This window comes from Cysteiniphilum sp. QT6929 (genome assembly GCF_030035755.1).
Taxonomy (GTDB): domain Bacteria; phylum Pseudomonadota; class Gammaproteobacteria; order Francisellales; family Francisellaceae; genus Caedibacter; species Caedibacter litoralis.
In genome coordinates this window covers 2,440,817-2,455,687 of sequence record NZ_CP103983.1, presented here as the reverse complement: position 1 = coordinate 2,455,687, position 14,871 = coordinate 2,440,817, and the positions used below count along the sequence as shown (strand labels likewise).

12 protein-coding genes are annotated in these 14,871 nt (G+C 40.6%); 4 read left to right on the top strand and 8 right to left on the bottom strand.

Going from position 1 to position 14,871, the window contains the following annotated elements:
- Positions 1 to 122: 122 nt before the first annotated feature.
- The 4 genes from NYP54_RS10730 to NYP54_RS10715 all read right to left on the bottom strand — a co-directional run bounded on the left by NYP54_RS10730 (position 123) and on the right by NYP54_RS10715 (position 4,048).
- A complete protein-coding gene (locus NYP54_RS10730; RefSeq protein ID WP_283156496.1) occupies positions 123 to 1,319 on the bottom strand; it encodes an NAD(P)/FAD-dependent oxidoreductase in 1,197 nt (398 codons plus the stop codon).
- Positions 1,319 to 2,467 (bottom strand): N-acetylglucosamine-6-phosphate deacetylase, encoded by a 1,149-nt coding sequence (gene nagA, locus NYP54_RS10725; protein WP_283156495.1) that lies wholly within the window; start codon positions 2,465 to 2,467, stop codon positions 1,319 to 1,321. Before nagA ends, NYP54_RS10730 begins: the two co-directional genes overlap by 1 nt.
- A 3-nt stretch (positions 2,468 to 2,470) precedes the next feature.
- A complete protein-coding gene (locus NYP54_RS10720; RefSeq protein ID WP_283156494.1) occupies positions 2,471 to 3,502 on the bottom strand; it encodes an SIS domain-containing protein in 1,032 nt (343 codons plus the stop codon).
- A gap of 102 nt (positions 3,503 to 3,604) precedes the next feature.
- Positions 3,605 to 4,048, bottom strand: a complete 444-nt coding sequence (locus NYP54_RS10715; RefSeq protein ID WP_117003434.1) for a ferritin-like domain-containing protein — start codon at positions 4,046 to 4,048, stop codon at positions 3,605 to 3,607.
- Positions 4,049 to 4,221: 173 nt separating this feature from the next.
- On the opposite strand from NYP54_RS10715, the gene NYP54_RS10710 reads away from it, so the two are divergent.
- Together NYP54_RS10710 and NYP54_RS10705 are read left to right on the top strand one after the other, a co-directional pair.
- A complete protein-coding gene (locus NYP54_RS10710) occupies positions 4,222 to 4,911 on the top strand; it encodes a TerC family protein (protein ID WP_283156493.1) in 690 nt (229 codons plus the stop codon).
- 282 nt (positions 4,912 to 5,193) lie between these two features.
- On the top strand, positions 5,194 to 6,150 hold the full coding sequence (locus NYP54_RS10705; RefSeq protein ID WP_283156492.1) for a LysR family transcriptional regulator: 957 nt from the start codon (positions 5,194 to 5,196) through the stop codon (positions 6,148 to 6,150).
- Here NYP54_RS10705 and asd read toward each other — a convergent pair.
- From asd to acs, 3 genes are all read right to left on the bottom strand, one after another.
- Positions 6,124 to 7,215, bottom strand: a complete 1,092-nt coding sequence (asd, locus tag NYP54_RS10700; RefSeq protein ID WP_283157535.1) for an aspartate-semialdehyde dehydrogenase — start codon at positions 7,213 to 7,215, stop codon at positions 6,124 to 6,126. The two genes, NYP54_RS10705 and asd, sit on opposite strands and share 27 nt — an antisense overlap.
- Positions 7,216 to 7,392: 177 nt before the next feature.
- Positions 7,393 to 8,181: a beta-ketoacyl synthase chain length factor gene (locus tag NYP54_RS10695; protein WP_283156491.1), complete on the bottom strand. Its 789-nt coding sequence runs from the start codon at positions 8,179 to 8,181 to the stop codon at positions 7,393 to 7,395.
- 6 nt (positions 8,182 to 8,187) lie between these two features.
- Positions 8,188 to 10,101: an acetate--CoA ligase gene (gene acs, locus NYP54_RS10690; protein WP_283156490.1), complete on the bottom strand. Its 1,914-nt coding sequence runs from the start codon at positions 10,099 to 10,101 to the stop codon at positions 8,188 to 8,190.
- Positions 10,102 to 10,514: 413 nt separating this feature from the next.
- Between acs and NYP54_RS10685 the strand changes: the two genes are divergently transcribed.
- Both NYP54_RS10685 and NYP54_RS10680 read left to right on the top strand, forming a co-directional pair.
- Entirely contained in the window at positions 10,515 to 12,536 is a 2,022-nt protein-coding gene (locus tag NYP54_RS10685) for a glycosyl hydrolase family 18 protein (RefSeq protein ID WP_283156489.1), read from the top strand.
- Between the two features lie 27 nt (positions 12,537 to 12,563).
- Positions 12,564 to 13,418 (top strand): transporter substrate-binding domain-containing protein, encoded by an 855-nt coding sequence (locus NYP54_RS10680; protein WP_283156488.1) that lies wholly within the window; start codon positions 12,564 to 12,566, stop codon positions 13,416 to 13,418.
- Positions 13,419 to 13,632: 214 nt separating this feature from the next.
- On the opposite strand, the gene fba is transcribed toward NYP54_RS10680, so the two are convergent.
- Positions 13,633 to 14,697 (bottom strand): class II fructose-bisphosphate aldolase, encoded by a 1,065-nt coding sequence (fba, locus tag NYP54_RS10675; protein WP_151193359.1) that lies wholly within the window; start codon positions 14,695 to 14,697, stop codon positions 13,633 to 13,635.
- Positions 14,698 to 14,871: the final 174 nt, after the last annotated feature.

Here is a 14,871-nt window from a genome sequence, read left to right as displayed (position 1 = left end):
CCCAAGCCGACAGACTATAGCGTTATTTTTATTGCTTGTAAATATGTAACAATATGTAATAGATAAATTAACTATTTCAAAATGATTAACTTTAAATCAGGTTGATTATTTATGAATCAGAATCATGCGAATTGACCAGCAGCCCACCCTGATGCCCATGCCCATTGAAAGTTATATCCACCAAGCCATCCGGCGACATCAACGACCTCGCCAATGAAATAAAGCCCTTTAATTTTGTGAGTTTCCATTGTTTTTGAAGATATTTCATCACAACTCACTCCACCTTTGGTAACCTCAGCTGTGCGATATCCCTCCGTGCCACACGGTTTTATCTGCCATGATTGTAAGCATTGCATCATCTGCTCGATCTCACTATTAGAAAGATCTGCAAGCTTCTTATTAAGTAATAGTTCATCCACAAATAAAGGCAACAGTCTTTTAGGTAGGTAATTTTCTAACAGTGATTTTAAGAGCAAAACACCTTGTGATTTTTTGTGCACATGAAGCAATTCACTTAATGAGTTTATTTCTGGCAATAAATTGATGTGCAAATAGTCTCCAAGCTGCCAATAAGATGAGATCTGCAGCATCACAGGTCCACTTAAGCCGCGATGTGTAAAGAGTAGATTCTCACGAAAACTCTGATTATTACAACTGACCTCAGTAAATACAGAAACGCCTGAAAGCTCGGCATATTTTAATTTATCATGTTCACCAAGCACAAAGGGCACCAATGCCGCTGAAGTTGGCAGCACTTGAAGACCAAACTGGCGCGCAATCTCATAGCCAAAGCCTGAGGCACCCATCGTTGGGATTGAGAGCCCTCCTGTAGCAATAACGACAGACTCGGCATGATAATCACCTGCGGTTGTTTTAACATAAAACCCAAGCTCAGCTGGTGCAACTTGATCACATTGGCGCAGCTGATTAACTGTTGTATTTAGTTTAATTTCAACCTTATATTTACGGCATTCATTTAGCAAAATATCAACGATTTCATGTGACTTACCGTCACAGAAAAGTTGTCCCAATGTTTTCTCATGGTAATTCAGCTGATAAGTGTCAACCAATGCGATAAAATCCCATTGCGTATAACGCGTTAAGGCAGACTTACAAAAATGCGGATTTTGTGATAAAAAGCGCGCCGGCTCAACATAGTAATTTGTGAAATTACAGCGTCCGCCACCTGACATAAGTATCTTCTTCCCAACCTTATTAGCATGATCAAGAACCAATACTTTGCGCCCTCTTTTCGCCGCCTCAATCGCACACATAAGTCCTGAGGCACCCGCCCCAATAACAATAACATCGACTTTCATTATGACGCTTTAAATACTTGCTTAATCTGGAAATGCTTATCAACAACGACCAAATCAGCATCCGCCCCTTTTTTGATATCCCCTTTACAATGATGCATATTAAGACTCTTTGCGGCATTATAGCTCGTCATCTTAACAATTTCCGGCAAACTGCAGTCACTATATGTGAGCATATTTTTTAATGCATTATTCATGGTCAGCACACTACCGGCTAATACACCATTTTCTAGTCGTGCTTCATTATTTTTGACAATCACTTTCTGCCCACCAAGATCAAACACACCCTCACCATGGGCTTGTGCTGACATCGCATCAGTGACCAACAAAATACCATCAGCTCCTTTTACGCGATAAACCATATCAACAATTTCAGGTGCTAGATGCACGCCATCAACAATCAGCTCGGCAACAACCTTCTCTGACATTAATAAAGCGGTTGCAGCTCCTGGTTTACGGTGATCAATGCCACTCATCGCATTAAATAAATGCGTCGCTTGAGAGCAACCTCGGTCAATTGCTGCTAGTGCTTCTTTTGCTGTGCAATTGGTGTGTCCAACCGAAGCAATCATTTGCTCACTAACACACCAATCAATCACCTGATTAGCACCCAACATCTCTGGTGCAAGTGTGATTTTTTTAACAAGATTATTCGCCTTATGTTGCCAGCTCTTAAGCTTAACAATCGAAGATTCCTGTAAAAACTCAGGGTTTTGCGCACCAATTTTATTTGGTGAAATAAAAGGTCCCTCTAAATGCACACCTAAGATATTGGCAAAGTGTCGACCATGAGCATGCGACTTATTAAAGTCAGCGACATTATTAAGTGCTTTACTAATTGCGGCTTCAGTTTGGGTCATGGTCGTTGCCAAAAATGAAGTAACCCCTTGGCGATACAAGGATGATGTAATCACTTTTAAGGACTCAATTTCACCATCCATCACATCACAGCCACAACTGCCATGAATATGGGTATCAATAAATCCCGGAATCACCTTATCACTTTGGTGGTATTCGACGATTGGCAAATGTGAAAAGCTCGAGTGTGGCTCACCAACTGCCATGATTTTGCCACATTCAACGGCAATTTCGCCTTCTAGAACAGCATCTTTAATGACGATTTGGGCGCCTGTTATTCGATAACTTTGCATCACTTACACCGTTTGTGTCACTTTATTGAGATTCTCTGGCTGATCTGGATTTAAGCCGCGTTCTGTAGCAAGCTTTGCTGTCATGGTATAAAAGCTTTGAATCAATAAAATCGGATCCAACAACGGATGCAAACTTTTGGTTGTTTGAAGGTTATGCGTAGTATCAACATGCTGTGATCCAGGCATCGCAAACATCACATTAGCGCCCATTTGATGCATTTTTTGCGCCAACTCGATTGTGCCCTTAGCTGATGCATCATTTTGTGCAAAAACCAAGGTTGGGAATGCTTTTTTAATCAAAGCAAATGGACCATGTAACACTTCAGCTGAGCTAAACGGTTCTGAATGCAAGCATGCTGTTTCTTTAAGCTTCAAAGCGGCTTCTTGAGCGATTGCATAACCATAACCACGCCCAATAACATAGGCATCTTGTTCATCTTTTAACGCATCAATCACCACTTGCCAATCAAGATTCGCCGCTAAGGACAAATACTCAGGTAATGCATTAAGCGCTTCTTGCAATATCTTATCTTCAGTATAAATAGCGATAAACTGTGCCAAAGCAGTCAACGCACAAATATAACTTTTGGTTGCAGCAACCGCCTTTTCTTCCCCTGCTAAAAGTGGCACGACAAATCTTGCTGCATTTGCCAGTGGTGAGCCTTCGACATTAACTAAGGCGACAGTCGTTGCCTGATTTTTTACACTTGAAAATGATTGCACTAAATCAGGGCTTTTACCTGATTGTGAAATACCTAAAAAAAGACTATTTGCCACCGCTGTTTGACTTTGGTAAATCGTATAAATAGATGGCGCAATCGATGCCGTAACCAATCCTATTTTACTTTCTAATAAATACTTGGCATAGGTTGCTGCATGATCTGAGCTGCCGCGCGCAACGGTTGCTGCAAATGCTGGCGGATATTTCTTAAGATGCGCGCATATTTCTTGCCAAATTTTTGTATTGTACTTTAATTGCTCGGCAACTTTTGAAGGCGCTGACAACGCCTCTTGATACATAATTGTTTTAGACATAAACCTTCCCCCTTAATAATAAGAGAAACTATTGTAGCAATTTAAACATAGCCATCACAAAACATTTTACAGAGTTTTTTTGTATGGCATTTTTCGCGCTTTTTAAAACGGTCTTTTAAGCATCTTTTCAACTTCACCAATATGCGTCTCTTCTTCAACGATAAGACCACGTGCATACTCTTCCAAAATGATGGATTTTGCTTCTTCTGCCAATGCTAAAAGCTCACGATATAGTTTTAACGCACCATGCTCGTGCTCTAAACTTTCCGTTAAAATCTCATCAATATTATGCTTATGTGTTTCGGTTAAAGGTGCGATTTTAAGTGATGGGTGCTCACCAAAATGGGTAATCATCTCACCGGCTTGCGTTGCATGCGTTAAGCTCTCTTGCGCTTGCGCACGCATCCAACTGACAATTGGAATTCTGCCATGACCAATAATCATTAATGAATAATGCGTATAACGAACAACACCTGCCATCTCATGCTCAAGGATTGCGTTTAAAGCTTGAAAAATTTTATCCTTTTTTGCAGCAATTAATTCCATTGTGTTTCTCCTGTGTATTTTAGTTGTATTCTTGCACTTTCAAAGTCTGCCACAAGCGCATTGCTAAAAACAAGTTAAAATAACTTAAAAATAATTGCCGTAGCAAGTTTACATATAATGCCATATGCATTTATCATTTGTGCCGTCATTATACATTAAAGAGGATACCTAGATTGGACGTTCCGCTGGAACTTATTACAAGCTTTTTAACCATCACCGCACTTGAGACTATCTTAGCGATTGATAATTTACTGTTTATTTATCTTGTAACTGCCAAACTTCCCGTTCACCAACAACGTAAAGCGCAAATAACTGCTATTTCATTGGCAGCAATAATGCGTATCGTCTCATTACTTTTTATTAGTCTAATCATGCAGTGGACAATACCGATTTTTTCCATTTTTGGTAATGGCATTAGCATTAAAGATATGATTTTAATCATCGGTGGATTGTTCTTACTGTGTAAAGCACTACATGAAATCTATCTGTTATACCGCCCTAAAACAGTCTCAACACAGGTTGCCAAAAACATACTAAGCGCAATTGCGCAGATTATTTTAATCGATGCAGTTTTTTCAATCGATAGTGTGATCACTGCGATTGGTTTAAGTGACAATATTTTTGTGATCGCAGTATCTATTCTTGCCTCATGCGCGATTATGTTATTAGCTTCACGCTTTTTAATAAAATTAACACATTCACTACAACTGAAATTAATCGCGTTGACTTCACTTATTTTTATAGGCTTGATCCTAATGGCAGCAGGCATAGACATCGTCATCGACAAATCATATCTTTTGGTAGCGCTTGGCTTTTCTATTGTTATTTTCATTTTTCAGACATCTCTTAAAAAGAAAACTTAAACCAAATGCCCATATATTTACCTTATATCTCTGCAGAGTATGCGCTGATCTCTTATGGTTAATCAGAAATCAACGGCTTGCATTAAGCTTTTAAACACTATAGTATTAGCTACCGTAGGTGCCAGAGAAAAACAAGCAGTAGCGCACTCCCCCTAGCGTGATTCACACGGATGTTTTCTGACTTGCTTGCACCTACACTCACTCAAAACCCTCCCATAAAAACACTCGATGACATTAATCTAAAAGCTATTTATAATACGTCTACATTAGATCCTCGGCTCAATGCAAACCAATAAAATGGCGTATAACTTAACCTACAAACAAATTCAAATTTTTTTACAAGTGGTTGAAACAGAAAACCTAACGGAAGCAGCCAACTTACTCCACTTAACGCAACCTGCCGTCACCAAACAAATCAAAAGCTTAGAAATGGACGTTGGCAAGAAGCTCTTTTATTTTAATGGGCGCAAGTCACTCTTAACCGCCGAGGGAGAAAGCTTTCTGCCCTATGCGCGCGAAATTCAAGCGTCATTTAAAAAGTTGCTATATCATTTATCGCATGAAAACAAAGACTATAAATTGAACCTTGTTGTCTCACCTATTTATGATGAATGGATTATTCAGATATTAAAGCAAGTGAAAAAATCACACCCTAAGTTAAATTATAATATCAACTTTACAACCCTTGATTACACGGCATTGTATGAGCGTTACGATGGTGATTTAATCATTGCCTCACGTGATATTTTGGATAAAAAATATTACAACGAAAAAGTCTGCAATTTAGAAAACTCGCTAGTCTGCTCAAGTGACAATCATGAATTATTAAATAACTTAAACATTGATAATATCTTCAAACAAACCTTTATTACGCTTAAACTGCAATCGCTACTTTATGAGCAAACAATAAAGTCCGTACCCAAAAACACAGACATCTCGATTTTCTCAAATGCGCAAGTTGCCAAAAAAGCCATTGTTGCTAATTTAGGTATCGGTTGGTTGCCTGACTTTATTTTGCAAAAGGAAATTAAAGATGGTCGTTTGATTCGTATTGCTGACGCATTAAAAGCCAAGGGTGCCTCTACCAATGATCTACAAAAAGTCACCATGAAGGGATTTACTGCCTACTTAGCCTATCACTTGGATAAACCGATCAATAAGGTAATGCGTGAATTTATTCAAGCGCTGTTTGAGTTATCAACTTCAGCTAATTTAAATGTGGGTAAGACAAATATTTAACATTCTTCTTAAGGGTTCAGCTGCCCCCCACAATAGTTGATCGCCCACGGTAAAAAGCTGAATATGTCGATCTGAAAGATTCGTCTTTTTCAAGCGCCCAACCGCAATATCCAAGGTATTACTCACTGACATCGGCGTTAAATGCTTCGCAGTTTGTTGAGGATCATTGTCAACAAAACGCACCCACTCATTGGCGCTTTTTATTTTTTGTTCTATTTCTTTCAAACCAATCGCTTGTTTAAGTTCAATCGTCAGCGCCTGGCTATGGGCTCTTAACACAGGGACGCGCACACAAATGCCATCAATTGGCAAGGTCGATGATCGCTGCAAAATCTTGTTCATTTCTGCTTGCGCTTTCCACTCTTCTTTGCTTTGCCCATTTGCCAATGGTGCATCAATAAAGGGCAGAATATTATATGCCATCGGGGTCAAGAACTCCGTACATGGAAAATTACTAGCAGTCACTTTAGTGTGAATATTACGCTCAAGCTTCAAACTATCTGTCATATCAACATCATTAGCTAAAGACGTTTGCTTAACAAGCTCAATCATCGCCTTAGCACCGGCACCAGAAACCGCCTGATAGCTCATGACGGAAATCCAATTAATGAGATCTTCTTGAAGTAAGCCTTGAATCGCTAGCATCATCAAACTCACGGTGCAATTACCACCAACAAAGTTTTTAACTCCACTTGCTAAAGCGTGATCAATCACATCACGATTAATAGGATCCAATACAATCACACTATCCTCATCCATGCGCAGATGAGAAGCTGCATCAATCCAATACCCCTGCCAACCGTTAGCTCTCAATTTAGGTAGAATCTCAGCGGTATAATCACTACCTTGGCATGTGACGATAATCTCCATTTGCATCAAGCTATCCATGGCATATGCATCTTGTAATCGTTGAGTGCCAACACCAAGGACATCCACTTGTTGATCTTTTTGTGATGTGCTAAAGAAAACAGGATTGAATGACGCAAAGTCATTATTTTGATGCATGCGTTCAAGCAACACTGACCCAACCATACCACGCCAACCGATAAAGCCAACGCTCTTCATTTGTTTTTTAATCATATTTCCCTCATCAACTTTATCTAAGTAACTATGCGAATATTATCAGGTATTTTTTGGATTCTCGGATCAAGTCCGAGAATGACAATGAATCGTCATATTCGAGCTTGACTCGAATATCCATGATTACCAATAAACTATTGTTTAAGCACGTATTTCCGTACTCTACTCCCCATTATTTTTATACCAATTAAACTGCCAAAATGCACTGTCTTGTTTAAGGTTATTATCAAACTCGTCATAAACCCACGCTAAGAATACAAGAGCAGGTGGAAAGACAGCAGTTTGCGCGGCTATGTCTTTCTTTATTTCGGCTTTAGTGCTTGGTGATAAGTCCAAGCGACAGGTGAAGCCCTCTTTTGTTGTATGCGCATAATTATCCATCACAAAAGCACAAGCATATTGCTGATCATAATCACAGTTATAGGATTTGTAACTCTCTGCCAATGGCTCATCATAGATCACCAGCAATACTTGTGAATGCGGATTAAGCTGTAAATAAGTCAATGCTTCAATAACAGCCATAAAAAAGGTATCTTTGCCACCAGCAATTGAGTTGATATTGGTTTTAATACCCTGAGATAATGACAAAAGACCAGAGGCTGTATTATGCACCGATTGCGAAAAATCCATAGGGGATAACAGCTCTTTTTGGGCAATCTGCCTAAGTAGCGATTGCACACGATTAATCTCACCATGCTGTGAGGCAAACACCGTATAATTAATCTCGAGATTTTCTTCAGATTGCGCAAAACAAGCTAAAGCCACCTCTAGTGCTTGCTTGACACCTAAGCTTGAGCGACGCTTTAAGCTAGCAGGTATATGCGTCGTTGCAATCTCACCTGAGTTTGGCAGGTCTTGTTTACATGCATGCCATTTCTGCCATTCATCTACCGTGTTAAGTGTCGGTGCCATTCCACTAAAATGGCGCAGGTTAAAAGTAAAGCTGGTCATAAATTCTTAAGACATACTCTCTGTTTTTCGATAGTCTACACGATGTAGAATCAAATCTTTAACACAACTTTCATCTGCCAACGTCGAGGTATCACCGATTTGTTGCTCTTCAAAATGGGCGATCTTTCTTAAAATGCGGCGCATAATCTTACCTGATCTTGTTTTAGGCAGCATTGGCGCCCATTGGATTACCTTAATACTGGCAATTGGTCCATAGGTTTTCCTAACCCACTGAATAATCTCTTTTTTAAGTGAATCATCCGGATGAATACCCTTTTCCAAGGTAATATATGCATAGATCACCTCACCTTTGATACTATCAGGAATCCCTACAACCGCAGTTTCAGCAACCGCTGGATGTGAATCGATGACACTTTCAACCTCAGCCGTACCAATTCTATGTCCGGCAATACTAATCACATCATCTAAACGTCCAGAGATCCAATAATGATTATCTTGATCGCGATAAGCGCCATCACCGGGGAAATAATACCCAGGATAAACATTAAAATAGCTTTGCATATAGCGCTCATGATCACCCCATAAGCTACGCATCATGCCAGGCCACGGTTTTTTAATTACCAATGCACCATAATCATGCGCCTCTAATGCACCTTTGACTTCTTTAGCTGAGGTTTTATCTAAAATAGCCACATCAACACCCCAAAATGGCGTCATTGCTGAGCCTGGTTTCTGCTGATGACTAAAATCAGGACTAATCATAATGCCACCGGTTTCAGTTTGCCACCACGTATCGACAATAGCGCATTGTCCTTTGCCGACTTGTTCATGATACCAATGCCACGCTTCGCGATTAATCGGCTCACCGACACTGCCTAAAATACGTAAAGAATCACGCGTAGTCTGAGCTAAAACAGCATTATCACCTTCGGCTTGTAGTGCACGGATCGCCGTTGGTGCCGTGTAAAAAATACTGACTTTATACTTATCAACCACATCAAAAAACCGTGATTTTTGCGGATAACTTGGCACGCCTTCAAATAATACACTCGTAGTCGCATTAACAAGTGGTCCATACACCACATACGAATGCCCTGTAATCCAGCCGACATCTGCCGTACACCAATAGACATCATTACTCTGAATATCAAAAATATGTTTGTGTGTTGTCGCTGCATAGACCAAGTAACCAGCGGTAGTATGCACCACACCTTTAGGCTTACCTGTTGAGCCTGATGTGTACAGAATAAACAATGGATCTTCAGCTTTCATCACTTCAACAGGGCAGATGGCAGGCACTTTATCAAGAAGCGCTTTGTAGTCAACATCAATCACATCATTCCAGTTGATTGGATTATTGGCGTATTTAATAACTAATACTTTTTCAACACTTGGGCAGTGCTTCAATGCTTCATCAACATTGGCTTTAAGTGCCACGGCTTTACCACCTCTAAAACCACCATCAGCGGTAATGATAAATTTTGATTGAGCATCATTGACTCTATCAGCAATAGCAACCGGTGAAAAACCACCAAAAATAACGGAATGTATCGCGCCGATGCGCGCGCATGCCAACATCGCAACAGGGGCTTCAACAATCATCGGTAAATAGATACAGACCACATCACCTTTTTTAACACCAATCGACTTTAAGACATTGGCAAAACGATTCACCTGTTCATAAAGTGTTTGATAGCTTATCGACTGGCTATGCTCAGGGTTATCACCCTCCCAATAAAAAGCAACTTTATCGGCATACTTTTCAAGATGGCGATCAACACAGTTGTAACAGGCGTTTAACTCACCCTCTTCAAACCATTTGATATTTCCCTCTTTGAAGCTACCACTACTAACAGTTTGCCACGGGCTTATCCAATCGATAATCTGACTTTTCTTTGCCCAAAACGCTTCCGTTTGCTCGATACTTTGTGCGTACTCTGTCAACCAGCCTTTTGACATAATCTATGATTCCTTAACCTTCCAATTTGATTCCTTAAAAAAGAGTATCAAAAAAGCCATCAATTTCCTAACAGTTATGCATAGAATGTCTCTTGTCATAGTACGGGCTAAGACTAAATACTCACCCACAGTGCCCACCGTTCCCTGAGCATCAGTCGAAGGGAAGCTTGGGGAAATCACACTCCATAGAGGCTTCGACTTACGCTCAGCCAACGCTTACACAATCAAAGGGGCAGAAATATAGTCATAGCCTAATTATGCTTAACCTACCATTGGTCAACAGTGCAGCTCTCATTAGCATATCTTATATCCAAATAACAACGCTTGATGCTCATTTTATCGCCTAAGTGCATCTTTTAACTTATGCTTTCCCTGTCGAAAACAAAACAGTTTAACCATCTATCGAGGAAAGCATGAAAAATAAAAAAACCTTATCGAAAGTCATTATTGCTAGCATTATGAGTGCGGGATTAAGTGGTGTTGCGCATAGTGCACATTTTACTTACCCTGAAAATATTGCCAATTATCAAATGGGCGATAGCGTGGCAAATAACGGTAAAACTTATGAGTGTATTGGTGGCGCTTGGTGTACACAATCGCATAATGAACCTGGTGTTGCCGGACTTGAACATTGGTGGCAATCTGCTTGGCAAGAGACAAGCACACCTAGCCCAGACCCAGAGCCAACACCAGACCCAGATCCAACGCCTGATCCACAACCTGAACCAACGCCAGTGCCTGGACAGTGCATGGGCGAGATCCCAAGCAATCCACAAGTGTACAAGGGCGCTAATGATGGATATTGGGGTGGCTACAGCAAAGGTGACTTTGTCCTACACGATGATCAAATATGGCAAGTTGCTAGTAACTCTTGGTGGACAAATGACGTGCCTGGCACCTCAAGTGCTTGGCAGGTATGCGCAGGTCACATAGTGGCTGATCTTAAAGTTACGATAAGTGGAGACACCCACGGCATCGCCGATGATCATCAAATTGCTTTAATGATCGGTGATAAGTTGCATATGATCCCACTTTCAGGCACAACCATTGGCTTAAGCAAAGGCGAACATAGCTTTAGTGTTAATGATATCATTGACTTTGAAGATGGACATATCTACGTTGCACAACTAAGTACATCAAGCATTGATGCCAAAGACAAAGCGCACTACGCACTTGATATTCACTTTGATGTTCAAGAAATACCTTACAGTACACTTAATATCGATGTTAATTTCAATGGTGCCGCACCAATGGCATATCCAAAGGCATCAATAGCAGGCACTAATGGCAATCAATACCAATCAGATGCACAGCATTTACAGTTAGGCAATAATGCATTTAAAGTACCAAGCATTGGTAGCTATCAAATCAAAGGCGAAAGCTTCACTATGGATGGTCTAAAATACAGTGCAACACCGATTAGCATTATTGATGGCGTTATCCAAGGAGATGCAAAATTACAATATCAAGCAAAAGCAGATGAGCCACTCATGGTAGGCTATCTGACTAACTGGAACCAACAACTAAAAATTAGCGAGGCAGTTGATCGTGGTTATAACACAATTGTATTAGCCTTTGCCGTGGTTGATGGCACTAATGTTGACATGCACTCACCATGGAATATCTATGCTGATTGGCAAAATGGTGGCAACTGGCAAGATAATATGCGCAAAGATATTGAGCTTGCTAAGCAAAGTGGCAAATTAAAGCATGTGATCTTATCGGTTGGTGGTGAACATAATACCTTTAAACCAAACGGTGCGGATCCAGCAATTGTTGCACAAAACATCGTTAACTATGCAAAGTCATTGGGTGCCGATGGGATTGATTTTGACCTTGAAAATTTAGGCGGCATTGATGAAAAGAAAATGGAGTCCGATATCTATAGAACCATCCAAGCCATTAAACAAATCGATGCTGATTTTGTCATTACTGCTGCACCTCAGTTTAACCTAATTGACAATGGTGAAGTACATCTTGTAAATACCGGCACACAGCGTATTTATGAAAAATCTGTCGCGGCTGGTTTGTTTGATTATATCTTTATTCAAGAGTATAACACCGGACACTACTGCATTGATCAATTTGGCATTGGCTCGACATGCAGTGGTGCCAGTGAAACAAATATTAACCAAATGCATCCTCAATTTGTGGTTAATAGCTTTGTGCGCTTAAAGCAAATTATCCCAGAGAGCACTAAAATTGTCCCAGGTCAACCTTCGGATAAAACCGCAGCAGGACTCGCTACTGTTTACAATGGTGTTTACAAAGATCGTGCTTATAGTGAGCTATGCAAAGCATACCAAACACCCAGTGTCTTTAATGACCCACAATTTGGTGGTGCGATGAGTTGGAGCATTAATCAAGACGCTGCTAATGGTTACAAATTCGTTAATGCAATCTTTGCGGATAATTGTGATAGCGTGCAAAATTAAATTCTGACAAACAAACTGTAATCATGGATGATTTCTAACACGATAAATGCTAATGTTAATGCGGTAATTACAGCAACAGGAAGGAAACACAACATGGAAGGTAAACGGCTATTTCAACACTATTTACAAATAACCAAGATAATCGTGCTTGGTATCTGTGCCATACCAGCACTAAGCCAAGCACAAGAAAGTCTCTCAACACTCAAGTTTTGCGCCGAGCCTTGGCCTCCTTATGACTACAAACACAACAATACTGTACTTGGCTCTGATGTGACGTTAAATAAGCAAGTACTAAAGAAACTTAATGTAACAACACAAGTCTATATCATGCCATGGAAGCAATGCTGGCAACTTGTCAAACAAGGTAAAATGGATGGTGCTTTGATGGTTTCTAAAAAGAAAGCTCGTGAGCCTTATGTCTATTATCCAGAGACAGCGACAGCACATCTCAATTACACTTGGGTTACCAACCAAAACCATCAAAAACAATATTTTGATCTATGCCCAAATCTTAGCACACTTAATATTACCATTGGACTTGTCAAAGATAACAGCTACTCAAGTGAATTATTAAGCTGTCTCGCCAAATCATATAATGCCAAGCATATCCAAACATATAACACGCTTGAGCAAGCCTTAAGAATGTTAATTATGAACAAAGTCCAACTGATTCCAGCCATTCCCGAAGTTGTAGAGCACTTAGATAAAGACATTAAACTTGAGGGTATTGTTATTCATCCGACACCAATTTTTAGTAAAACGTATTACACGGTATTTTCTAAAAAATCCACATTCAGTAATGACAAATATCAAAATATAGAGGCATTGACTAAAGACTTCGCTCAAACGTTATCCTTAGTCAACAAAAAGCAGACGGTGTAGTCTTAAAAAAATCACAAAGTGCATAACCCTATTATTTAACTGGAGTTACGCACTTTTGCTATTTCAACACCCCACCTCGCAAGCTCGGCACCCCTCTTGCAAAGAGGGGAATAAAATCACCGTTGCCTAATTCCCCTCTTTGCAAGAGGGGTGGCAGCCGTAGGCTGACGGGGTGTTTATAAAATCATAGTTTTTCTAAAGTGCGTAGCTTCAGTTATTTAACGCGCGGATCTAATTCACCCGTTTGATACATTTGATACATTTTCTCTAAAGAGATTGGCTTGATTTTATCTGCCATACCCGCAGCACCAAAAGCCTCATAACGCGCTTGACAAATATCACGCATCGCATCTTTGGCAACCGCATTATACTTGCGTGGATCAAACTCCGCGCGATGTGTTGCCATAAATTTGCGAATCGCACCAGTAGCTGCCATACGTAGATCCGTATCGATATTGACTTTTCTGACACCGTATTTGATTGCTTCAACGATTTCAGCAACAGGCACACCGTAAGTCTCACCCATATCGCCGCCATATTCATTGATGATTTTAAGCCAATCTTGTGGCACTGAAGATGAACCATGCATCACCAAATGAGTATCCGGAATACGCGCGTGAATCTCTTTAACACGTGAGATTGCTAGGACATCACCTGTCGGTGGCTTGGTAAATTTATACGCACCATGACTTGTCCCAATCGCAATGGCTAAAGCATCCACTTTCGTTTCTTTGACAAATTGCGCGGCTTCTTCTGGATCAGTTAACATTTGATCATGTGACAACGTGCCAACAGCACCTACGCCATCTTCTTCACCGGCTTGCCCTGTTTCAAGTGAGCCTAAACAACCCAACTCACCCTCGACGGATACACCACAAGCATGCGCCATTTCAGCAGTACGCTTAGTCACATCAACGTTATAGGCATAATCTGCTGGCGTTTTGCCGTCTGCCTTTAATGAGCCATCCATCATCACCGATGAAAAGCCTAGTTGAATAGATCGCTGGCAAACATCTGGCGATGTCCCGTGATCTTGATGCATACATACTGGAATATCTGGATACTCTTCAATTGCAGCTAATACTAAGTGGCGAATAAAAGGTGCCCCTGCGTATTTTCTAGCACCTGCTGAAGCCTGCAAGATAACCGGTGCTTTAACTTTGCTTGCGGCTTCCATTACCGCACGAATTTGCTCTAAATTATTCACATTAAATGCAGGAATACCATAACGATGTTCTGCTGCATGATCCAATAATTGACGTAATGATACTAATGCCATTTTCTTATCCTTATTTTTTATTTACGGAAGTTACGCCATTTTTTTCAGTTCAACACCCCACCTCGCAAGCTCGGCACCCCTCTTGCAAAGAGGGGAATGTACACTACCCTTGCCTAATTCCCCTCTTTGCAAGAGGGGTGGCAGCCGCAGGCTGACGGGGTGTTTTATTTCGCT

Coding starts and splice junctions, on each gene's coding strand:
- NYP54_RS10715 (WP_117003434.1), bottom strand. CDS start 4,048: ATGGAATTAATTGCTGCAAAAAAGGATAAAATTTTTCAAGCTTTAAAC.
- nagA (WP_283156495.1), bottom strand. CDS start 2,467: ATGCAAAGTTATCGAATAACAGGCGCCCAAATCGTCATTAAAGATGCT.
- acs (WP_283156490.1), bottom strand. CDS start 10,101: ATGTCAAAAGGCTGGTTGACAGAGTACGCACAAAGTATCGAGCAAACG.
- NYP54_RS10695 (WP_283156491.1), bottom strand. CDS start 8,181: ATGACCAGCTTTACTTTTAACCTGCGCCATTTTAGTGGAATGGCACCG.
- NYP54_RS10705 (WP_283156492.1), top strand. CDS start 5,194: ATGCAAACCAATAAAATGGCGTATAACTTAACCTACAAACAAATTCAA.
- fba (WP_151193359.1), bottom strand. CDS start 14,697: ATGGCATTAGTATCATTACGTCAATTATTGGATCATGCAGCAGAACAT.
- NYP54_RS10730 (WP_283156496.1), bottom strand. CDS start 1,319: ATGAAAGTCGATGTTATTGTTATTGGGGCGGGTGCCTCAGGACTTATG.
- NYP54_RS10720 (WP_283156494.1), bottom strand. CDS start 3,502: ATGTCTAAAACAATTATGTATCAAGAGGCGTTGTCAGCGCCTTCAAAA.
- NYP54_RS10680 (WP_283156488.1), top strand. CDS start 12,564: ATGATTTCTAACACGATAAATGCTAATGTTAATGCGGTAATTACAGCA.
- NYP54_RS10685 (WP_283156489.1), top strand. CDS start 10,515: ATGAAAAATAAAAAAACCTTATCGAAAGTCATTATTGCTAGCATTATG.
- asd (WP_283157535.1), bottom strand. CDS start 7,215: ATGAAGAGCGTTGGCTTTATCGGTTGGCGTGGTATGGTTGGGTCAGTG.